Below are 22821 nucleotides of genomic sequence, written 5' to 3'. Positions count from 1 at the left end.
TGGATTAGTTACTTCTTAACTTAATTTTGCTCAGATTAACTTAAAAGAATATTAATCTTATAAAATATAGCTTTCCTATAAAAAAGGTATGTGTAGAAAGTAAGAATAGATTTTAAATTGTAATTCTTTATTTTCGCAATTTATGCCCTTGAATCTCCGCCCAAAGTGCTGAGTATTCAGGGCGATTGAGAGAATGCTGTGCTAATAACTGAAAGAATGCTTTTAACAGATAAGGTGGGGCTGTATCAGTGACTGTCGCTTCTGCATTTATCTGTTGTTTGAGTTTCATTTCAAAGCGTTGTTGGTTGGCTTGCCGCTGTTGGTGATAGAGACTCTTTTTATCTTTCTCATGGTGGATATGTAAAAAGTATTGTTTATTAAGCAATTGTTCCAGTTGGCTCTCTGCCAAAATGGCTCGAAAACCTGTAGCCATCATCGGTGCGAGATAGGTTTCATCAAGTAATAAGGCTGGTTGATAGTCGATCAAGCCTTTATGCTGAAACAAGCGCAACATAAAATCAAAATCTTCATAGCCATGTCCTATAAACTGTTCATCAAAACCATGAATTGCGTGTACAGACTTCAAGTCGGTAATGATGATGGACGATGGGAAGGCGAGATGTAAAATCAGATCTCGCCTAAAGTCATAATAGGCGTGTCTAAACGCTGCTAATGTCAGGCGGTTGACCTGCTTGCTGCCCTTTTTACTCAAATATAAACATGGGTACATACACAACTGTGCAGGATGCTGTTGTACCTCGGTAAATGCGTTATGGATTTGCTGAAGATTGATATGAATATCGATATCAAGAAACATGACATAGCGTGTTTGTACCTGCGCCAATGCAATATTTCTTAGCCGAGAAAGATGGCCGCTGGTACTGTGGTCAATTACCAGCGTGATTTGTGGGCAGCCTGCAATGATCTTTTGCAGTTGTTGTACTTGGCGTTCTGGCTGTGCATTACAGCCTAAAATAAAACCAATGGACTGGTCTTGTGCGATCGCGACCAGACGTTTGATTCGTTGTAAAATATCATGGCTACGATAGCTTAAGTCGATCGGAATGACGATTGATAAATCAACTGCATCATAATCTGGTCTTTTCTTTTTCGAGAAAAAAAATTTAAGCATATAAGTAGGGGTGATCGATTTGGCAACTGTTGAGGATGTCTTTTAACCATTGTTTCACCGTATAGTGGGTGAATACATGATCACAAGCATAACTTATTTTTTCGTTTTGTTGCTGACTTAATCCATAGCTGAGTTGGGTAAATAATTCATCTGCCTGTTCCTGTGTTTCAACCACTTCACAGAGATCTGGAAATAAATTCTGTAGGGCAAGACTCGGGTTACTAATCACCAGACGACCGCAAGCCATGCCTTCTACTACTCTTCTTGAGAGCATGGTTGGGGAAGTGGTAACAGAGTTGACGTTAATGATTTGTTGAAATTTCCGCATAATATGTCCCGTCTCACGATAAGGGACCGAGTGTAAATATTCAGCTTTTAGTGTTGCGGGGAACTTATAATTTTTATCTTTTTTGTCATCGTGTCGGTTGATGATACATAGGCCATGCGGTGCCGCAGCTTCAAATAAGATATCTTGCCATTTACGACGTTCCGGGAACATATGATGCATATAGCTGCCCATAAATAAGCTGGAGCGAGAAACTGTTTGGCTGATTGGGGCAGGATAGTGAATTTTGGGCTGGAATGGGAAATTCAAATAATTTATTTTCGAGTCTGGACACAAGCGTTGATAATTCGGGATGGATGCACGGTCAGTGGTAAAAATAAAATCAAATAAACGTGCAGAATCAATAAATTGATCAAAATGATACGGGTCTTCTTTATTCCAGAAAATTGTTGGAATTTGATGTTTTTTCGCCCATTGAATCAGTGCTTTGACTTTATCATTATTGCGTCTTGGATGTTCGGGATAGTCCGCGATATGGTATTGCCATTTCCGCTGTTGACCTAACCATGCAGATTCAACTAAAACAAAATCAATCTTCCCTGGGAAAAAATGATAGAACCAGTGCTGGTATGAAATTAAATTTACGTTAGCTTCTAAATCAAGCGCGCTAAAGGTAAAGTCATCCAAGACAGCTAAAATGTTAATTGATTTTTCCATTAAAAAACTTAATTTGAATTAGTGGCTTAGTTTCAAATATCCCCCACCATAGGTTAGGAAAAATTTTGAAAAGAATATGTGATATAATAGTAAATGAACTGCGCCAACATTGTAAACGTTCATATGTTAGATTACATTCCTTCTGGGATTAAGAAAATATATTTTTTTAAAAACAATGATTTATATAACTCATTGACTCAAGAGATTAAAAAACGCACAAACACGAAAAATAATAAAATATTTTGGGGTTGGGGGCGTAAGAACAGTTTTAAAAAAGCACAAACATTCGCTTTGGAGCAGCATGGTATTGCCATGTGTGCAGAAGACGGCTTTATCCGTTCTTTGGGTCTCGGTAAAGCGGGTTATCAACCACTTTCTGTCGTTTTAGATCAATCGGGTATTTATTTTGATGCGACACAATCCTCGGATTTAGAAAAAATTATCTTGGCGTTATCACTTTCTGAAGATGAGATATTACAAGCGCAAGCATTGATTCAAAAGATTTTGAATGCGGGTATCAGCAAATACAATTTACATTACCAATCACTTGAATTAAGCAAATTTCATAATCAAAAAAATATCCTTGTGGTTGATCAAACCATGGGGGATCAATCGATTCGCTATGCAATGGCATCGGCAGAAAGTTTTAATCGCATGCTGCAACAAGCGCTAACTGATCATCCTGATGCAACTATTTGGGTGAAAATACATCCTGATGTTTTAGCTGGAAAAGCCCAAAGCCACTTTTCACTTGAGCACCTCAACGCACCCAATATCAAGCTACTGACAGAGAATTATAATCCGATCGAATTGTGCCAGCACATGTCGGAAGTCTATGTGGTGAGTTCTCAATTGGGCTTCGAAGCATTATTGTGCGGCAAGCCAGTGAATTGCTTTGGCATTCCGTGGTATGCAGGTTGGGGGTTAACACACGATCGCATGCAATTGCCTGAATCGATTCAAAGCCGTAGACATGTCTCGCGGAGTATTGAACAACTCTTTGTCGCGGCTTATTTACGCTATGCCAAATATATTTCGCCTGTTTCACAGCAGATCTGTGAATTGCAGGAAATTGTAGATACTCTGATTCCTAATATTGAATTTCAAAAACAAATCCCCGCAACAACTGTGGTGGCTTATGGTTTTAGTCGATGGAAGAAGAGCTTTATCAAAGATTTTCTGGCCTTTCCTCAGGTTGAACTACGCTTTAAACACTGGCATAAACCATCTAAAGATCAAGCCATTGTGGCATGGGGGAAAAAGGCTGCGCTACTCAAGCAACAGGGCTACCAACAGGTATGGACGGTTGAAGATGGTTTTCTTCGCTCGTTGGGACTCGGTGCTAAGTTAATTCGGCCTTTTTCATTGGTCTTTGATGATGTTGGAATCTACTACGATGCCACGCGTCCATCACGCTTGGAACAGCTACTGAATCAGGTACAGCTCAGCCCAGAGCAGCAGTGCCGTATTCAGTCGTTGGTACAGCAGATCATTCAAAATAAACTGACTAAATATAACGTTGGTCAGCAGCTTTTAGATGGTATTCAAGCGCTTCAGAATATTGAGAAAAAAATCATTTTAGTGGTGGGGCAGGTCGAGGATGATTTGTCGATTCAGCTGGGTGGGATCGATATTAAAACCAATCTGGCTTTGATCGAAGAAGTTCGAAAAAATCACCCCGATGCTTATATTATTTACAAACCTCACCCAGATGTCGAAGAAGGCCTTAGAAAGGGCAGAATTGCATGGGATGAGATGAAGCATCTGGTCGATCAGGTTGAAAAAAACGTATCTATTATCACACTATTCGAATATATTGATGAGCTGCACACAATCACCTCTTTATCTGGATTTGAAGCACTGTTAAGAAACATTAAAGTATACTGTTATGGTATGCCGTTTTATGCAGGTTGGGGGGTTACAGTTGATCGACACACATGTGAGAGAAGGCAACGTAAGCTCACAGTGGACGAGTTAGCGTTTAGTGTTTTGGTAGAATATCCTGTTTATAATTTACCGCAGACGCGTATATTACAGATTCCGTTGGTCACACCAGAACATGTGATGCAACAGATATGCAAATTACAGCAAACGGCCGAGAAATCTCCATCAAGCGTTTGGTCATGGATGTTTACACGCTTGCGTGAATTGAAAATAAAGTTTTAGGATTAGAGATTGTCTATATATCTAGATGAGCTATTGTCAGCCAAAAAAGTTGTGTTATTACAAGGTCCAATAGGCTCATTCTTCACAGATTTGTCAGACTGGCTTACAACCAAACAAATTGAGTGTTTTAAAGTCAATTTTAATGCGGGGGACTGGCGTTACTATCACTCTCGCCCGAATATTTGGCATTACCGAAAAAAATCAACTGATTTTGGCGCTTGGTTGTCTGAACATATTCAGCAAAATCAAATTGATGCGATTGTATGTTTCGGCGATTGCCGTTTCTACCATCAACAGGCACATGCGGTTGCGCAACAGTTGCAGATCAAGTTCTATGTGTTTGAGGAAGGTTATATTCGCCCAGACTACCTCACCTTTGAGGCGGATGGGGTCAATGACTTTTCGAATTTTAAACAACTGTTCTTAGCTGAAAATAATCAGGACGCTGTAGAGCTGCATCGCGAATCCAGTGATAACCACTACCACCTGATGCTGTGGAGCGGTTTTCAATATTATCTGTGTTGGGCTTTGCTGTTCTGGCTTTATCCTTTTTATCGACATCATCGGGGTTATAACCCAGTACAAGAGTTTGGCTACTGGTTTATGGCGATGTTACGTCGTTTTAAAAACTCTTTGGTTGAGCCGAAGCGCTTTGATGCCTTTATTCAGCAACACAGTAAGAATTATTTTATCTATACCTTACAAGTACATAATGATTCACAAGTTCGTGTACATAGTGATTACACGGATATTCGCGACTGTATCGTCGAGATACTTCACTCTTTTGCACAGCATGCCAACCCAGCGCATCATTTAGTACTCAAGCATCATCCAATGGACCGTGGTTATCGTCAGTATGCTCAGTTGATTCATGACGTCTCAGCAAAGCTGGGGATAGAGGATCGGGTTCATTATTTCTGTGACATCCATTTGCCGACTTTATTAAAACATGGTCTAGGTTTGGTCACGATTAATAGTACAACGGGGATTCAGGCACTGTATCACCACATTCCGGTAAAGACTCTGGGGCGTTCGCTATATGATCTGCCTGGGTTAACCGTACAAGGTGATCTGGATGGGTTCTGGTGTAATCCGACTCCACCCGATGAAGCCTATTTTCATCTATTTAGAGAAAAACTGATTGAAATAACCCAATTAAATGGGGCCTATTACGGCAAAAATTTCTGGATGAAATAATAAAAAAGCCCTTAAAACAGGGCTTTTTTATTGGGTACAAGTTTATATCCCCATATCTAAATATAAAGACTCTTTGACTTCTTCCATCACAATATAGCTATGTGAAGAGGCGGAGGCTGGCAGTTTTTTTAATAAATCACCTAATAGGCGGCGATAGGCACTCATTTCCTTTAAGCGTGCTTTGACTAGATAATCAAACTCACCTGAAATCAGATGGCATTCCAGTACTTCTGGAATATCAACCAGATCTCGTGCCACCTGATCAAATACATCGCCAGATTTGGCAGACAGTTTGATTTCAAGAAACACCAGTAGGCTGCGATCGACATAAGCTGGGTTGAGTCGAGCATAGTAGCCCACAATAATCCCTTCACGCTCCAAACGCTTCACTCGTTCTGAGCAGGGCGTGGTGGACAGGTTGACCCGTGAGGCCAACTCACTGATGGCAATGCGGCCTTCACGTTGCAAAATATCTAAAATCTGGCGATCAATCCGGTCTAATTTACGCATAGAAGATTCCCTTTTATTTTAATTTTTTCGCGACGAAAATATTAAATTACCTAGATTATAGTCATAAAATCAGTGAAAAAAACTATTGATCCAAAAATATACTAGTTAAATAACCTAGTGTGTGCTTGAGGGATCTGTTATGCGCGTAATCGTTTTAGGAAGTGGCGTCATTGGTGTGGCAAGTGCTTATTATCTTGCACAACAAGGTGCGCAAGTGACGGTACTTGACCGTCAATCAGGACCTGCCAAAGAAACCAGTTTTGGTAATGCAGGTCAAATTTCCCCAGGATACTCAACCCCATGGGCAGCACCGGGTATTCCTTTTAAAGCAGTCAAGTGGATGTTCCAGCATCACGCGCCATTAGCCATTAATATTGATGGCAGTATGTGGCAGTTGCAGTGGATGGCACAGATGCTGAAAAACTGTAATCCACAAAGTTATGCGGTCAACAAAGAACGCATGATGCGTGTGGCAGAATACAGCCGTGACTGCTTACGTGATTTAAGAGCACAAACTGGCATTAACTACGAAAACCGTTCGAAGGGCACCTTACAAGTGTTCCGTAGTGACGCGCAACTTGAAGCGGTACAACGTGATATTCAAGTGTTGCAAGAATGTGGTGTCGACTTCGCTTTACTCAATGCCCAAGAACTGGCGAGTGTAGAGCCTGCTTTAGCCCATACCGATAAACTGGTCGGTGGCTTACATTTACCGAATGATGAAACCGGCGATTGCTATTTATTTACCAATGCCTTGGCAAAACTGGCGCAAGATTTGGGTGTTGAATTCAAATTCGACCAAAATGTCGAAAACCTGATTGTTGAAAGCGATGAAATCAAAGGCGTCAAGGTCAATGGTGAGGTTCTCACTGCGGATCGTTATGTCTTGGCCTTTGGTAGTTACTCTCGTGACTTCCTGAAACCACTGGAACTGAATTTACCAGTTTATCCAGTGAAAGGTTATTCGCTGACCATTCCGATTGTAGAGCCAAAATTTGCACCACAATCAACGGTATTGGATGAAACCTATAAAGTTGCGATTACCCGTTTTGATCAACGAATTCGTGTGGGTGGTATGGCTGAATTGAGTGGCTTCAATCTTGGATTGAATCAAGATCGTCGTGCCACCTTGGAAATGGTGACGCAGGACTTGTTCCCGGGTGGAGATTTAGCTCAAGCCTCATTCTGGACTGGCCTACGTCCAATGACCCCAGACAGCACGCCGATTATTGGTGCAACCCAGTACAAGAATCTGTTCCTGAATACAGGGCACGGCACTTTAGGTTGGACCATGGCCTGTGGTTCAGGCAAGTTGATCAGTGATCTGGTCATGAACCATCGCCCTGACATCAGTACCGATGGTTTGTCGATTCAACGTTATTCGCACGCCGCTTAATTGCACAGACAGGGAAGTTAATTATGCCTCGTCCAATTACTGCGGTGATCCATGCCCAAGCCTTACGTCAAAACCTTGCGGTGGTAAGGCAATCGGTTCCGAACAGCAAAGTGTTTGCGGTGGTCAAAGCCAATGCTTATGGGCATGGAATTGAACGTGTTTATGCATCTTTTAAAAGCGCCGATGGTTTTGCCTTGCTCGATCTGGACGAAGCAAAACGTCTGCGGGCATTGGGCTGGACTGGTCCGATTTTATTGTTGGAAGGAATTTTCTCGGCCCAAGACCTGTTTGATTGTGTGCAGTATCAATTGAGTTTTACCGTACACAATACCCAACAGGTGGCTTGGATACAGCAGCATGCCTATCCCGCTCAATTCGATATTTTCCTCAAGATGAACAGTGGTATGAACCGTTTAGGATTCAAACCACAACAATATCGTGACATTTGGCAGCAGTTGAGTCAGTTGAACAACATTGCCAGCATCACCCATATGATGCATTTCTCCGATGCCGATGGTGACCGTTTTGGAGAAACCGGCATTGACTATCAACTGCAGCAATTCGATGCCGCGATTGAAGGTTTACCGGGAGAAAGATCGGTTAGTAACAGCGCTGCAATCTTAAGATATCAAACTCAATTACAGTCGGACTATGTCCGTGGCGGCATCATGCTGTACGGCAGTTCGCCTGATTATCCCAAACACACGATTCAGGACTGGGGCCTTGCGCCGAGCATGAGCTTGCGCAGCGAGATTATTGCCGTACAAGAACTCAATGCCAATGAAAGTGTGGGCTACGGTTCTAGCTATGTGGCCGAGCAACCGATCCGAATTGGCATCGTGGCCTGTGGCTATGCCGATGGTTATCAACGTATTTCAGCAACAGGAACCCCTGTTCTGGTCAATGGGATTCGGACCCAGATCATTGGACGGGTCAGCATGGATATGCTGGCGGTAGACCTCAGCCCGATCAGCGATGCTGATGTTGGCAGTGAGGTGGTGCTTTGGGGTCAGTCCAGTTCAGGCACAATTTTAGCCATTGATGAAGTGGCAGCAGGTTCAGGCACCATCGGTTATGAACTGATGTGTGGCGTGACTGCACGTGTTTCATTTATTACTCAGGAATAAGGATTTCTTATGTCTAACTCAGATATTCAAAAGCTCAATACCAATGAAGTCATGAGCGCAGTGACGGTCTTCAATCAAGTGGTGTATTTATCAGGACAAGTGCCTAAAAATGCGGACTTAGATATTGAAGGGCAAACCCGTGAAGTGTTGGCAACCATTGAACAACTTTTGGCTTCAGCAGGAACGGATAAATCACGTTTATTGTCTGCGCAATTATTTCTTAAAGACTTGTCTGATTTCCCTGTGGTTAACAGCATCTGGATTGACTGGTTAAAAGGTCATGTTGCACCTTCGCGTGCCACCATTCAGGCAGACTTGGTCAATCCGAAGTGGTTGATCGAAATTGCAGTCGTTGCAGCACAAAAATAAAGCGATCCGCTTTATTTTTGTTTAAAAAATATAAAAAAAGAAGAAAAGTAACGTATTTGCAGTAGATAAAACGTAGTCAGATACGTATTTTCTTGCAATCGAAATGAGTCAGCCGTCTTTAAAAGACAGCTAGGGTATGGCGTATAAATCAAGTGCTGACTCATTTAGGAAAAAAGTAAAAGGAACTTTATATGACGGTTACATCTCATCAGTCAGAAGGCGAACAGTCGCCCCAAGACTTACAACGTAAACTCTCCAATCGCCATTTGCAGTTGATCGCCATCGGCGGTGCCATTGGTACAGGGCTCTTTATGGGCTCAGGCAAAACCATCTCTTTGGCAGGCCCATCAATTCTGTTTATTTACATGATTATTGGTGGCATGTTCTTCTTCTTAATGCGGGCGCTCGGTGAATTGTTACTTGCCAACCTGCATTACAAATCCTTTGTCGATATGGCGCATGATCTGATTGGACCATGGGCAGGTTATTACATGGGCTGGACCTATTGGTTGGGTTGGGTGCTGGTCGGGATTGCCGATCTGGCTGCCGTAATCAATTATCTCACCTTCTGGCTGCCTGAAGGCACCATGTTTACTCCAATTGGACAGGCCGCCATTAGTGCAGGCTGTGTATTGTTTGTGCTGTTCTTAAACCTGCTCACCGTGCGCCTATTTGGTGAAATTGAATTCTGGTTTGCCCTGATCAAGATTTTAGCGATTATCGGTTTGATTGGTGTTGGTGGTTATATGATCTTTAGCCATTTCCATGCACCGCATGGTGCTGTCGCTTCGCTCAGTAATGTTTGGTCGCATGGTGGTATGTTTCCAAAAGGTTTGGATGGCTTCTTGGCTGGTTTTCAGATCGCAGTCTTTGCCTTTGTCGGTGTGGAATTGATAGGAACTACCGCTGCTGAAACCAAAGATCCGCATAAGAATTTACCCAAGGCCATTAATGCGATTCCGATTCGGATTATCTTGTTCTATGTGTTGGCTTTATTGGTGGTAATGTCAGTGACACCTTGGAACATTATCCGTGCAGACAAGAGCCCATTTGTCGAATTGTTCTTAAATGCTGGGATTGTGACATCGGCGATCATCATGAATTTGGTGGTCCTGTCTTCAGTGATGTCTTCGATGAACAGTGGAGTGTTCTCCACCAGTCGGATGCTATTTGGTTTATCTAAAGATGGTCAGGCGCCGAATGCCTTTGGTCGTTTATCGAAAAGTGCCGTGCCAGCCAATGGTTTGATTTTCTCTTGTGTCTTCATCATGGGCGGTGCGGTACTACAATATTTTGTACCGAATACCCTTGAGGCCTTTACGCTGGCGAGTTCACTGTGTGTGATTCTATTCATTAGTGTCTGGAGTCTGATTATGGTCTGCTATCTGCGCTACCGTAAATTACGTCCAGAATTGCATGCTCAATCCAAGTTTAAAATGCCGGGTGGCGTATTCATGTCTTATATCGTGATTGCCTTCTTGTTATTTGCGTTGGTGATTTTGGCACTTGAACCAGATACCTTAAAAGCCCTGTATGTTAGCCCGTTGTGGGTGATCATTTTGGCTGTAACCTATCAGTTGATGTATAAACCACGCATGAAAAAAATGGGTCGTGAATTGGCACAATAATTCTTGTCTATTGAGTAAGAAACCGATCTATATTGATCGGTTTTTTATGGTCTAGCCAATGTGTTTAATCCACCAATAAGTGCTGATATTGATCAGCCTGTTTGCGTAGATAATCCCAGACCAGTTTAATACGGGGCTCATGCTGTAGATCGACAAAGGTCAGCATCCAAAAGGTATGGGTATAGCGCACCTGTTGCTCCAATACGGCTTCAAGCTCGGGCTTATCATCGGCCAAAAACTTGGGCAAAATAGCGAGTCCCGCGCCAGAACTGACAGCAATTTGCTGCGCTAAAATACTGCTGCTGCGAAAGTTTGCATTCAGTTTTAAGGGTAAGCGTTCCAGACAATACAGCTCAGGACTATAGACCAGATCATCAATATAATTGACGAAGCGATGTGGGGTTAAATCTTGTAAATCACGGATGGGTGGATTGAGTGCCAGATATTTTTTACTGCCATAAATTTTTAAACAATAATCCGAGAGTCGCGTAATGATATAGGGACCAGAGGTGGGTCGTTCAATCGAGACCACAATATCTGCTTCACGATGCGACAGTTTGATCATTTTCGGCACTGGAATCAGGTCAATGGTGAGCGAGGGATATTGTATGGAAAACTCCGCCAGTAAGCGCGCCAAAAAGGCAGTACCAAAACCTTCAGGTGTGCCAATTCGCACACGGCCTTGCAAAGGTTGATGCGGTTTTTCAATTTGCAGAAAGGCATATTCCATTTGCTCAACCCGTGGCACCAATGCCATTCCTTCTAGCGTCAGCTCATAACCAGAGGCTTCGCGTTTAAATAGGGTAATGCCTAAAGCCTGCTCCAACGCCTGAATCCGCCGCGCTACAGTGCTGTGTTCCACGCCAATAATGCGGGCGGCATTGGTTAAGGTTTTGGTCCGTGCCAACACTAAAAAAAACTGTAGATGATCCCAATCCACTTTCATTATTATGGTCTTCCTTGTGCATATTTGCACAATGATCGTGCATTAATTTGCGTTGGTGGTCAAAGCTTTCTTTGCTAGTCTCGAATAAAACCTGAATAAAGAAAATACGACGATCGATATTTTCTGAACACTGAACACAATAAAAATACGGCCTATGGAGAGGTTATGAACACAATCCAAACTATTCAATTGGAAACAGCCAAGTTACTCATTAATGGCCGTTTTATCGAATCTGAAACCCAACAATGGCAAGACATTATTAATCCTGCAACGCAGGAAGTGATTGGTCGTGTGCCATTTGCTACGGTGCAGGAAGTCGATGCGGCAATTCAGTCTGCTCAAGCAGCTTTTGCTTCTTGGCGTCAAACCCCGATTCAGGCGCGTATGCGTATCATGCTGAAACTGCAAGACCTGATTCGTGCCAACATGAAGGAGATTGCACAGGTACTGACTGCGGAACAAGGCAAGACTTTGGCGGATGCAGAAGGTGATATTCAACGCGGTCTGGAAGTAGTTGAGCATGCATGTTCAGTCGGTACTTTGCAGATGGGTGAATATGTTGAAGGCGTGGCACGTGGTGTAGATACCTATACCTTACAACAGCCTTTGGGTGTCTGTGCAGGCATTACCCCATTTAATTTCCCCGCCATGATCCCGCTCTGGATGTTCCCAATGGCGATCGTCTGTGGCAATACCTTTGTATTGAAACCTTCTGAGCAAGATCCGCTTTCGACCATGATGTTAGTCGAACTTGCGATTCAGGCAGGCATTCCAGCAGGGGTGCTCAATGTGGTACATGGTGGTAAAGAGGTGGTTGATCGCCTGTGTACGCATGCTGATATTAGAGCGATTTCCTTTGTCGGTTCAACTGCGGTCGGAACTCATGTGTATAACCTTGCAGGACAACATGGCAAACGGGTGCAGTCGATGATGGGCGCGAAAAACCATGTCGCGGTAATGCCTGATGCCAATAAAGAACAAACGCTGAATGCTTTAGTCGGTGCGGCATTTGGTGCAGCAGGGCAACGTTGTATGGCGTTGTCAGTTGCGGTGATGGTCGGAGACAGTAAACACTGGATTGCAGAGTTGGTTGAAAAGGCCAAAACATTAACTGTTAATGCAGGGCATGAACCGAATACTGATATTGGCCCTGTGATTTCAAAACGTGCCAAAGCCCGGGTACTGGATTTGATCAATAGTGGTGTTGAACAGGGTGCAGAACTACTGCTTGATGGCCGCGATGTTCAGGTACACGGCTATGAGTCAGGCAACTTTGTCGGAGCCACAATTTTCAGTGGTGTAAGTACGGATATGCGTATTTATAAAGAAGAAATCTTTGGTCCTGTACTGTCTATTATTTGTGTCGATACGCTTGAAGAGGCGATTGCGCTGATCAATGCCAATCCATTTGGTAATGGTGTGGGATTATTCACGCAAAGTGGTGCAATTGCGCGTACTTTCCAGAACCTCATTGATATCGGTCAAGTCGGCATCAATATTCCAATTCCTGTCCCTGTACCGTTCTTTAGCTTTACCGGTTCTCGTGGTTCAAAACTCGGTGATTTAGGCCCTTATGGCAAACAGGCTGTGCAGTTCTATACCCAAACCAAAACCATTACCAGTCGCTGGTTTGAAGACAGTCATGAAGTGGGCGGTGTCAACACCACTATCAGTTTACGTTAACAAGGGGATCACGGATGAATATCGCCTTTATCGGTCTAGGCAATATGGGCGGCAGAATGGCCCACAACCTACTTAAATCCGGACTTACCGTCTATGGTTATGACCTCAGCGAAGTGGCCATTCAGCACTTTGCCGAGGCGGGTGGTGTGGTGTGTGACAGCCCTCAAGCGGCTGCCAAACAAGCCGATGTGCTGATCAGCATGTTACCTGCGGCCAAACATGTTAAAGAGGTCTATCTTGGTGAAAATGGAGTACTTGAAGTACTGAAAGCAGACAGCTTATGCATTGATAGCAGTACCATTGACCCGCAAACCATCAAGGACATTGCTGCGGTTGCCCAAAGTAAAAATATTCACATTTGTGATGCACCTGTTTCGGGTGGCACCATTGGTGCGCAAGCGGGGACCTTGACCTTTATGGTGGGTGCCAATGATCAGACTTTTGATGAAGTCAAACCCGTACTCAGTCACATGGGCAAAAACGTGGTGCATTGCGGTGAGGTGGGTGCAGGTCAAATTGCTAAAATCTGCAATAACTTGATTCTCGGCATTTCTATGGCTGCCGTGGCAGAAGGCATGGCGCTTGGTGCCAAACTGGGCATTGATCCACAAGCCTTGGCTGGTGTAATTAACACCTCAAGTGGTCGCTGCTGGAGTTCGGAAGTCTGTAATCCATGGCCACAGATTAATGAAAATGCGCCCGCTTCGCGTGGCTATCGAGATGGTTTTGCCACGCAGTTGATGTTGAAAGACTTGGGTCTTGCGGTAGAAGCGGCAGGGCAAGTCAAACAACCGATTGTGTTGGGTGGTATGGTGCAGCAGCTGTATCAGCAAATGTGTATGCGCGGCAATGCGCATCTCGATTTTTCCAGCATTATTCAGCAATACCTGCCGCCAGAGGCATAACAGCTCAAGCCAAAGGATGGCTATCAAAAAATTAAACCCTGTCATGAATAACAATCAAACCAGACTGAGGGAACACAGATGTTGAATTATAAAGAGACGGTACAGGCTTTTGATCTACAAAGTACAGCAACACAGATGCTGTCAGGTTCAGTCGATGCATTGAATGCCTGTTATGAATGTTGTGATCGCCACGCACAAAGCGACAAGATCGCATTGTATTGGCAAGGCAAAGATGGTCGAAAAGAACAATACACTTTTCGCCAGTTACAGCAATGGTCGAGTCAATTTGCCAATTTCTTAAAATCGCAGGGTGTAAAAGCAGGTGATCGTATTTCAGGATTATTGCCGAGAACACCAGAGCTGTTGGTAACGATTTTCGCCGCTTGGCGAATTGGTGCGGTATATCAACCTTTGTTTACTGCATTTGGGCCAAAGGCGATCGAGCATCGTCTGCAACTGGCACAAAGTAAGTTGGTGGTGACGGATACGGGTAACCGCCGCAAACTCGATGAAGTTGAGCGTTGCCCCGCAATTGTCACGGTTGCAGATTCAAAAGGCGAGCCGCTGAAGTCAGGTGATTTCAATTTTTGGGATGAAGTTAAACAGCAGCCTGATCAATGTGAATTGGTGATGCGAACCCTTCAAGACCCATTTTTATTGATGTTTACCTCGGGAACCACGGGCCCCGCTAAACCACTAGAAGTCCCGTTAAAAGCCTTATTGGCGTTTGCTCGCTATATGCAAGATGCGGTTGGTTTAAGGGAGGAGGATTCATTCTGGAATATTGCTGATCCAGGATGGGCGTATGGTCTGTACTTCGGTATTACTGGCCCCTTGTTTTTAGGGCATGCCATCTTGTTCTATGACGGCGGTTTTAGCACGGACAGCCTGTGTCAGATTGTGAAGGATTATCAGATTACCAATCTGGCGGGTGCACCTACGGCTTACCGCATGATGATGGCGGCAGACCCTGCTCAAATGGCCGAGTTAAAAGGTCAGTTCCGTGTGGTCAGTAGTGCAGGAGAGCCATTGAATCCAGAAGTGATTCGCTGGTTTAAACAGGTGTTGGATGCACCGATTTATGATCATTATGGGCAAACTGAAGTGGGCATGGTGGTGTGTAATCACCATGGTTTAAGCCATGAGGTTCGTGCTGGTTCAGCGGGTTTTGCCAGTGCAGGCTATCGTGTTGCCGTGGTGAATGAACAAGGCAAAGAATTGCCTGCAGATACCCCCGGGATTTTAGCGGTCGATATCAGCCAATCCCCGATGATGTGGTTTGGTGGCTATCATGAAACGCGTAAATCGCCTTTTATTGGTCAGTACTATTTAACGGGTGATACCGCCGAGTTGCATGCCGACGGCAGCATGAGTTTTGTTGGGCGCAGTGATGATGTGATCACCACCTCGGGCTATCGGATTGGACCGTTTGATGTAGAAAGTGCCTTGCTGGAACATGATGCAGTGGTTGAAGCAGCAGTCATCGGGGTACCTGACCCAGAACGTACCGAGGTGGTGAAAGCCTTTGTCATTTTATCGGCAGGCACTCAGCCTTTGGAGCAACTGGCAGAAGAATTGAGCCAGTTTGTGAAAAAACGCCTGTCTGCACATGCCTATCCGCGTTTGGTGGAGTTCGTTACCGAACTGCCAAAAACCCCAAGTGGCAAAATTCAGCGCTTTTTATTACGTAATCAGGAAATTGCGAAACAGCAAGCAAAGGCAGGGTAAGGAACAAAAGATGCAATTAACTGAAGAACAAAACTTAATTCGTGATATGGCGAAAAGCTTCGCCCAAGAACAAATCAAACCCAATGCCAGTGACTGGGATCGACATGGCACTTTTCCAAAAGCAGCACTGGCACAGATGGGCCAACTCGGCTTTATGGGTATGTTGATTCCAGAGCAATGGGGCGGTTCTGATACAGGCAACCTCGCTTATGTGTTGGCACTTGAGGAAGTGGCCGCAGCCGATGGTGCCACTTCAACCATCATGAGTGTACATAACTCAGTGGGCTGTGTGCCGATTTTAAAATTTGGTAGCGATGAGCAAAAACAACACTTTTTAAAACCCTTGGCACAAGGTGAAATGATTGGTGCTTTTGCCCTGACTGAACCGCATACCGGTTCGGATGCGGCAGCGATTAAAACCCGTGCCGTGAAAGATGGCGATGACTATATTCTCAATGGTGCTAAGCAGTTTATTACCTCGGGCGACAACGCAGGCGTGATTATCGTCTTTGCCGTGACTGACCCCAATGCAGGCAAAAAGGGCATTAGTGCCTTCCTTGTGCCACGTGATACAGCAGGTTATGAGGTGATTCGAGTGGAAGAAAAACTTGGTTTACATGCCTCGGATACCTGTCAGATTGCCCTGACGGATGTGCGTATTCATAAAAGTCTGATGTTGGGCGCGGAAGGTGAGGGGCTGAAAATCGCGCTTGCCAATCTGGAAGGTGGTCGCATCGGCATTGCGGCACAGGCCGTTGGATTGGCACGTGCAGCGCTGGAAGAAGCCACGCGCTATGCCAAAGAGCGGCTGACCTTTGGCAAACCAATTTTTGAGCATCAAGCACTGGCATTCCGTCTTGCTAGTATGGCGACCGAGATTGAAGCAGCTCGACAACTGGTGCATTACGCTGCACGTCTTAAAGAAGCAGGGCAACCTTGTCTCAATGAAGCTTCCATGGCCAAGCTGTTTGCTTCGGAAATGACTGAACGTGTCTGCTCGGCTGCGTTACAGGTGTTTGGTGGCTATGGTTATCTGAAAGATTTTCCGATTGAACGCATCTATCGTGATGCTCGAATTTGTCAGATTTATGAAGGCACCAGTGATATTCAACGTTTAGTGATCGCCCGTAGCTTATAACCAGAGAACAAGGAATCGATGATGCAGTGGCAAACCATTTTATTAGAAAAACGCAATGGTGTAGGCTTGATTACGCTGAATCGCCCGCACGCCATGAATGCACTGAATAGTGAATTGATTAGCGAAGTGAATCAGGCTTTAGATGAATTAGAAAAAGATCGAGAGATTGGCTGCATGGTGTTGGCTGGCTCAGAAAAGGCCTTTGCCGCAGGTGCCGACATTAAGGAAATGGCTGCACTAAACTTTCCTGACATTTACTTTGATGATTTTTTCCATCTTGCCGATCGTATCGCCCAACGCCGTAAACCTTTGATTGCTGCGGTTAGTGGCTATGCGCTTGGCGGCGGCTGTGAATTGGCACTGATGTGTGACTTTATCTATTGTGCAGACAATGCCAAGTTTGGTCTGCCTGAAGTGACTTTGGGTGTGATTCCAGGGATTGGTGGTACGCAACGTTTAACCCATGCGATTGGCAAAGCCAAAGCCATGGAAATGTGCTTTACCGCACGGCAAATGGGTGCAGTCGAAGCTGAGCAAAGCGGGTTGGTGGCACGTGTATTGAGTAAAGAACAATTACTTGAACAAACCCTACAAGCCGCAGAAAACATTGCTGCGCGCTCTTTAACGGCCAATATGATGCTGAAAGAAAGCATTAATCGCGCCTTTGAAGTCAATCTGACCGAAGGCTTACGTTTTGAAAGACGGATGTTCCACTCCATTTTTGCCACATCGGATCAGAAAGAAGGCATGCAGGCTTTTGTGGAAAAACGTCAGGCGAAATTTAAAAATCGATAAGAGATCAACAACCATGAATATCGAAAATCAGTTAATGATTGAGCAAAAGGGTGGTCTTGGTCTGATCAGCTTAGATCGGGTCAAACATTTAAATGCCTTGTCACTGGAGATGATTGAGGGCATCTGTAGCCAACTGGAACTGTGGCGTTATGATGCAGCAATTCAGGCGGTCCTGATTAAATCGAATAGCCCCAAAGCTTTCTGTGCAGGTGGGGATATCCGTTATCTATATGATAGCTATAAAAATGATACGGCTGATTATAAAGCTTATTTTAGTGCCGAATATAAAATGCTGAACCTGCTGCGTGACTATGCAAAGCCTGTGGTGGTGGTGCTTGATGGTTATGTGCTGGGCGGTGGTTTTGGACTAGTACAAGCCTGTCATATTGTGGTGAGCAGTGAAAAATCTCGATTTGCCATGCCTGAAACTGCAATTGGCTTTTTCCCGGATGTGGGTGCGACCCATTTCCTGTCTCGACTGGATGATATCGGCGTTTATCTGGCCATTACGGGTGAGCAGATCAGCAGTAGTGACGCGCTTTATTTAGACTTGATCGACTATCACGTACCCAGTGACAAGTTGGATGCTTTGCAAGAGGCATTGATCAATGAGCCGAATTTAAGCAAACAGAATATTGAGCATATTGTTGCGTGCTTTATTACCCGACCTGCTGAAAGTGAACTGAAACAGTTGGCAGATGGTATTCGCAAACATTTCGGTTTTCAGCATTTAGACGAAATCGAGCAAAGCCTTGCGAATGAGCAGGAGGAGCAATTGCAGCCTTGGGCAGATAAAATGCTCAGCATCTTGCAGCAGCGCTCATTCATTGCCAAACAAACCAGTTTGAAGCTGCAACATTTAGGCCGTGGTCTTTCCTTGCCACAATGCATGCAACTGGAGCGAGACCTACAAGATATCTGGTTTGAACACGGTGACTTTATTGAAGGGGTACGTGCCCTGATTGTGGACAAGGATAAACAGCCACAATGGCAACAACGTAACCCAGAGTTGGAACAGATTCTGGAAAAACTCAGCTAAATCCAATCATGCATATTGACTCATCGAAGGAGTAGTAAAATGTCTGACATGCTGATGGTCAGGATTGATGATCAGCAAAAAAACCTAAAACAAGAAGATCTAAGAAAGGAACATGATGATGCAAACAATACATGGAAACGGTTCATCTGCTAAAAAGTCCTCTCATCGCTTGGCGGGTATCTCAAGTATGGTAGGCACCACCATTGAGTGGTATGACTTTTTTATCTACGGTGCGGCAGCAGCTTTAATTTTTAATAAATTGTTTTTCCCTAACCTTGATCCGTTGACGGGTGTACTTGCCGCATTCGCCACCTATGCGGTGGGATTCATTGGTCGGCCGTTGGGCGGTCTGGTGTTTGGACATTTTGGTGACAAGATCGGGCGTAAATCGATGTTATTGCTCACCTTGATGTTGATGGGGATTCCAACCGTCCTGATTGGTTTGTTACCCACTTATGAGTCGATTGGTTACTGGGCTGCCATCTGCTTGGTGATCCTGAGATTTATCCAAGGTATGGCCATGGGCGGCGAGTGGGGCGGTGCCGTATTAATGGCGGTTGAACATGCGCCAGAAGGCAAAAAAGGCTTTTGGGGCAGTCTGCCTCAAGCCAGTACTGGCGGTGGATTAATGCTCGCATCTATCGCACTTGGATTAGTCTCTTTATTGCCCGAGCAAGCTCTATTTAGTTGGGGGTGGCGGATTCCATTTCTAGCCAGCATCGTGTTGCTGGCAGTCGGTTGGTACATTCGAGTCAAAGTGCCCGAGTCGCCCGATTTTGAAAAAGTTAAACAGCAACAAGAAGAAATTAAAGTGCCTGCTTTACAGGTATTTAAAAATCATCCGAAGCAACTCATCACCATTATTGTGGCACGTGCGGCTGAAAATGCATGGTTTTATATTGCTTCTACCTTTACTTTGGCCTATACCACCACACAGTTAGGGATTGCCAGACAAGAGATCCTATTTGCCACTATTTGTGGGGCTATTGTGATTATGTTTATGACCCCATTATGTGGACATTTGTCCGATAAAGTCGGTCAGCGTAATATGTTTATGTTCGGCCTATGTGTACTGGCACTGTATAGCTATCCATTCTTTAGCATGCTCAATACCAAAGACCCTGTGTTGGTCTGGACTGCAATCGTGTTGGCAATTGGCGTAGTATTCCCGATTATGTATGCACCGCAAGCGCAGCTGTTTGCGCGGCAGTTCCCCGCAGAAATTCGTTATAGCGGGATATCAATCTCGGTGCAATTGGCAGGTGTGCTAGGTGGAGGGTTGGCGCCGTTGATTGCCACGAAACTGCTCAGTGTCGGTAATGGCAGCCCTTATCTGATCATGATGTATATTGGCAGCATGGCGGTGATTGCGATTATTGCAACGACATTTATGCCACGTGATGGACTGCTGGCGGGGATGGAAACCGAGCGCAAAAAAACTGTGAACGTGCAAGCCAAAGTCACAGAATCATCTTAGTGAAAAGACATCAATCTAAAAAGGTGTTTCCAAGTAATTGGAAGCACCTTTTTCTTTGAAGAATTTAAAAGGTTCCACGTGGAGCATCAAATATTTAGGTATAAAAAGTGGGTTGATTTTTAAGCTTTGTTGCAAAGTGTATTTATTCAAGCTTATTTAAATTGAAATACGCTAGTATTTTGAGTGAGTCCATAATAAAGGAAGGATGATCAGAATGAACACAGTCGCTGAATGGGTTAAACAGGCAAAATCAGAGATTGAAAATCTGACCCCAGATCAAGTTGAACAAGAATTAGCCTCAGGACAGGTAATTCTGATTGATGTGCGAGATGCAGAAGAGCGTGTCGCTGGAACAATTCCAAGCGCATTACATATCTCCCGTGGCACTTTAGAGTTTGCTGCTGATCCGAGTAGCCCACTGTATAAGTCTGAATTACAACCGAATACCAGAACCATTCTACATTGTGCCGGCGGTGGACGTTCGGCGTTAGCGGTGAAGACTTTGCAGGCTTTGGGGTATCACAATGTGGCGCATTTAGAGGGTGGATTTAAAGCATGGGTCGATGCAAATAAACCAGTGATTTAATATATAGATTAAACTAAAGCACAAGAAAAAAGCCCTAATCTTTCGACTAGGGCTTTTTTGAATCTGGAGCGGGAAAGGAGACTCGAACTCCCGACCCCAACCTTGGCAAGGTCACCGAGATTTATTCCATTAAATGACGCTAATTATAAGTATATGATTTAATTGATAGTATGTGTTTTTTGGTGGAGTAAAATTTTTAGTAATTTAGATCATTTAAGGGTATTTTGGTCACTTTATTTTAGACATTTTAGTTTGTAAAAGTCACCTATTTTTTGATACTGATTTTCATGAGAAATAACAATATTATATGATTTAATATAATGATTCTTAATCCTCATGAAAATGTTTTATATTCAATTCAATAAATGAATATTATGCTCAATCCTATTTTGGATCATTTGGATAGTTTCTGCTTGAATTTGTCCAGGTAATAGATCATGAGCGATATTGCTGAATCGGATTGCAACCTTACAAATCGAACTAATAATTTCATCGACTTCTTGGGCAGAAAGTTCCGCTTCCTGAGTACCAAGTTTTACAAGAGCTTGTCGAGGAATATCCAGTGCCTCACCCATGATATCCATTTGATGATATCCACCTGGCCCTTCACAGAAAGTAACATCATAGGCAGGGGAGAGTTTCCATTGCCCATTTTGGGACATCAGAAATGAAAAGTTTTTGCAATGATCATCTCGATTATTGAAGACTACATTGAAAACAGCTCGCTTGAATGCAATTGCTTTTTCGCGAACATCATTGGTGCAAAAGTGTGCAGCGCGAAGAAAGTTACTGTAGTCTAAACTCCCTGGTGATTTAAAATCAGCTCCGGTGAAGGCAGCTAAACTTTGCATAGGGATACGCATACCTTCATGGCGGTCAAATCTTTTTGATGCAAATGCGGTTAATCCATTCGGAAGAGTAAAATATTGAGTATCAGGGGTGTCAATATGACAATGACGCAAACATTCTGCATAGACAGCTTCAATTGCACAAACTTCAGGATGCTCTTGCTGAGCGGGAAATTTGATCAGCCATGCTTCATGTTGATGTGAGCTAACTGTTGAGAATTCGTTGGTGACAGGATCACGGTAGACGAGCGCTTTTGGCCTTGCACCTTGTGGAGATCCACCCATAATTAATAAATGCTGTAAAAATTCTGCACCTTCTCCTTTGAGAACTTCCTGAACTTCTTGAGCGAGTTTAATCAGTGGAATATTTTCAGTTAATGCTAACTCAGGTGCTGAAGGTTCAAAGGATAATGCCCCCATTGCATGTGTATTAATATACGTGAGTCGTTCTAATGGCCCAATCCGTGCTGGATTGAGTCCATTTTTTTTAAATAAGCGATCCATAAGAAGCATGCCCCAACCATCGGGTAGGGCATCATATATAGGACCTGGCAATCCCATTTGATGTGTAGGAAAGTTCGTTCTTAATGAGTCACCTTTTAATGGAAGTAGGTAAGAGGAAAGTTCTAAACCTTTACTGATCGCTTCTGCACTGTATTCAAAGGCGATTAATGGCCGACCTGTGATTGCGGTTGAGGAGACCAGTGTACCCCAAAGCCAATATTCACCCCATCCATTGTAGTAAACATTAAGTTTTTTGAGCATGCACTTATTTCCTTTTGATACGTTGGCGAGCCGTATTGCTCTCATAGCGGAGAATGTCATTTACACTGTTTAAATGAGGTTTGAAGAGTTCCTCTAATTCTTTTAATCGGCCCAATACCATGGCAACGCGTACTAAATTTTCAAATGAAACATTTCGACCAGCTTCCAGATTAGATACTGTATTCACACTAATACCAGCACGTGTAGCGACGTCTGCCTGAGTCATTTCTAGATAAAGTCGTTCTTTGCGAAGCCTTTCACATAATAAAGTAACAACCTCTTCAGGTTTTTTGAATTTTAAATCCATAATATTGGGTCTTATATCTATATATATCTATTAAAACACAAAATAATGGATTTATAAAATAAGCCATTTGATCGGT

General features: G+C 43.9%; 20 protein-coding genes. 14 read left to right on the top strand and 6 right to left on the bottom strand.

Going from position 1 to position 22821, the window contains the following annotated elements:
- Positions 1-127 precede the first annotated feature (127 nt).
- Together F896_RS02640 and F896_RS02645 are read right to left on the bottom strand one after the other, a co-directional pair.
- Positions 128-1132: a galactosyltransferase-related protein gene (locus F896_RS02640; protein WP_016164885.1), complete on the bottom strand. Its 1005-nt coding sequence runs from the start codon at positions 1130-1132 to the stop codon at positions 128-130.
- A complete protein-coding gene (locus F896_RS02645) occupies positions 1125-2135 on the bottom strand; it encodes a CgeB family protein (protein WP_016164884.1) in 1011 nt (336 codons plus the stop codon). The genes F896_RS02640 and F896_RS02645 overlap by 8 nt, the downstream gene beginning before the upstream one ends.
- 93 nt (positions 2136-2228) lie before the next feature.
- Here F896_RS02645 and F896_RS02650 point away from each other — a divergent pair, with 93 nt between their 5' ends.
- Complete coding sequence (locus F896_RS02650; protein WP_016164883.1) at positions 2229-4301, top strand: capsular polysaccharide biosynthesis protein; 2073 nt, start codon at positions 2229-2231, stop codon at positions 4299-4301.
- Between the two features lie 9 nt (positions 4302-4310).
- On the top strand, positions 4311-5498 hold the full coding sequence (locus F896_RS02655; protein WP_016164882.1) for a capsule biosynthesis protein: 1188 nt from the start codon (positions 4311-4313) through the stop codon (positions 5496-5498).
- A gap of 42 nt (positions 5499-5540) precedes the next feature.
- Here F896_RS02655 and F896_RS02660 read toward each other — a convergent pair whose 3' ends face one another.
- On the bottom strand, positions 5541-6008 hold the full coding sequence (locus tag F896_RS02660) for an Lrp/AsnC ligand binding domain-containing protein (RefSeq protein ID WP_005200824.1): 468 nt from the start codon (positions 6006-6008) through the stop codon (positions 5541-5543).
- A 139-nt stretch (positions 6009-6147) separates the two neighbouring features.
- Between F896_RS02660 and F896_RS02665 the strand changes: the two genes are divergently transcribed.
- The 4 genes from F896_RS02665 (at position 6148) to F896_RS02680 (ending at position 10528) form a co-directional block, all read left to right on the top strand.
- Positions 6148-7404 (top strand): D-amino acid dehydrogenase, encoded by a 1257-nt coding sequence (locus F896_RS02665; protein WP_016164881.1) that lies wholly within the window; start codon positions 6148-6150, stop codon positions 7402-7404.
- Between the two features lie 23 nt (positions 7405-7427).
- Complete coding sequence (alr, locus tag F896_RS02670) at positions 7428-8531, top strand: alanine racemase (protein WP_016164880.1); 1104 nt, start codon at positions 7428-7430, stop codon at positions 8529-8531.
- Positions 8532-8540: 9 nt separating this feature from the next.
- Positions 8541-8900 (top strand): RidA family protein, encoded by a 360-nt coding sequence (locus tag F896_RS02675; protein ID WP_016164879.1) that lies wholly within the window; start codon positions 8541-8543, stop codon positions 8898-8900.
- 191 nt (positions 8901-9091) lie between these two features.
- Positions 9092-10528 carry an amino acid permease gene (locus F896_RS02680; RefSeq protein ID WP_016164878.1) on the top strand — a complete coding sequence of 479 codons (1437 nt, stop codon included), beginning with the start codon at positions 9092-9094 and terminating at the stop codon, positions 10526-10528.
- Between the two features lie 64 nt (positions 10529-10592).
- On the opposite strand, the gene F896_RS02685 is transcribed toward F896_RS02680, so the two are convergent.
- Entirely contained in the window at positions 10593-11474 is an 882-nt protein-coding gene (locus F896_RS02685; RefSeq protein WP_016164877.1) for a LysR family transcriptional regulator, read from the bottom strand.
- A 165-nt stretch (positions 11475-11639) separates the two neighbouring features.
- Between F896_RS02685 and F896_RS02690 the strand changes: the two genes are divergently transcribed.
- From F896_RS02690 to F896_RS02725, 8 genes are all read left to right on the top strand, one after another.
- Entirely contained in the window at positions 11640-13157 is a 1518-nt protein-coding gene (locus tag F896_RS02690) for a CoA-acylating methylmalonate-semialdehyde dehydrogenase (protein WP_016164876.1), read from the top strand.
- Positions 13158-13171: 14 nt separating this feature from the next.
- Positions 13172-14062 (top strand): 3-hydroxyisobutyrate dehydrogenase, encoded by an 891-nt coding sequence (gene mmsB, locus F896_RS02695; protein ID WP_016164875.1) that lies wholly within the window; start codon positions 13172-13174, stop codon positions 14060-14062.
- A 78-nt stretch (positions 14063-14140) separates the two neighbouring features.
- Entirely contained in the window at positions 14141-15790 is a 1650-nt protein-coding gene (locus tag F896_RS02700) for an AMP-binding protein (RefSeq protein WP_016164874.1), read from the top strand.
- A gap of 10 nt (positions 15791-15800) precedes the next feature.
- On the top strand, positions 15801-16928 hold the full coding sequence (locus F896_RS02705; RefSeq protein WP_016164873.1) for an acyl-CoA dehydrogenase family protein: 1128 nt from the start codon (positions 15801-15803) through the stop codon (positions 16926-16928).
- A 21-nt stretch (positions 16929-16949) separates the two neighbouring features.
- On the top strand, positions 16950-17723 hold the full coding sequence (locus tag F896_RS02710) for an enoyl-CoA hydratase (protein ID WP_016164872.1): 774 nt from the start codon (positions 16950-16952) through the stop codon (positions 17721-17723).
- Between the two features lie 13 nt (positions 17724-17736).
- Positions 17737-18762 carry an enoyl-CoA hydratase/isomerase family protein gene (locus F896_RS02715; RefSeq protein WP_016164871.1) on the top strand — a complete coding sequence of 342 codons (1026 nt, stop codon included), beginning with the start codon at positions 17737-17739 and terminating at the stop codon, positions 18760-18762.
- 118 nt (positions 18763-18880) lie between these two features.
- Positions 18881-20239 carry an MFS transporter gene (locus F896_RS02720; RefSeq protein WP_032882532.1) on the top strand — a complete coding sequence of 453 codons (1359 nt, stop codon included), beginning with the start codon at positions 18881-18883 and terminating at the stop codon, positions 20237-20239.
- A 214-nt stretch (positions 20240-20453) separates the two neighbouring features.
- Positions 20454-20825 carry a rhodanese-like domain-containing protein gene (locus tag F896_RS02725; protein ID WP_016164868.1) on the top strand — a complete coding sequence of 124 codons (372 nt, stop codon included), beginning with the start codon at positions 20454-20456 and terminating at the stop codon, positions 20823-20825.
- A gap of 353 nt (positions 20826-21178) precedes the next feature.
- On the opposite strand, the gene F896_RS02730 is transcribed toward F896_RS02725, so the two are convergent.
- Together F896_RS02730 and F896_RS02735 are read right to left on the bottom strand one after the other, a co-directional pair.
- Complete coding sequence (locus F896_RS02730; protein WP_000914409.1) at positions 21179-22438, bottom strand: type II toxin-antitoxin system HipA family toxin; 1260 nt, start codon at positions 22436-22438, stop codon at positions 21179-21181.
- A 4-nt stretch (positions 22439-22442) separates the two neighbouring features.
- Complete coding sequence (locus tag F896_RS02735; RefSeq protein ID WP_000364388.1) at positions 22443-22745, bottom strand: helix-turn-helix transcriptional regulator; 303 nt, start codon at positions 22743-22745, stop codon at positions 22443-22445.
- Between the last annotated feature and the right edge of the window lie 76 nt (positions 22746-22821).

This window comes from Acinetobacter genomosp. 15BJ, assembly GCF_000400715.1.
Taxonomy (GTDB): Bacteria; Pseudomonadota; Gammaproteobacteria; order Pseudomonadales; family Moraxellaceae; genus Acinetobacter.
Note: the sequence above shows the minus strand (reverse complement) of the source record. Positions and strands in the feature narration are given on the sequence as shown.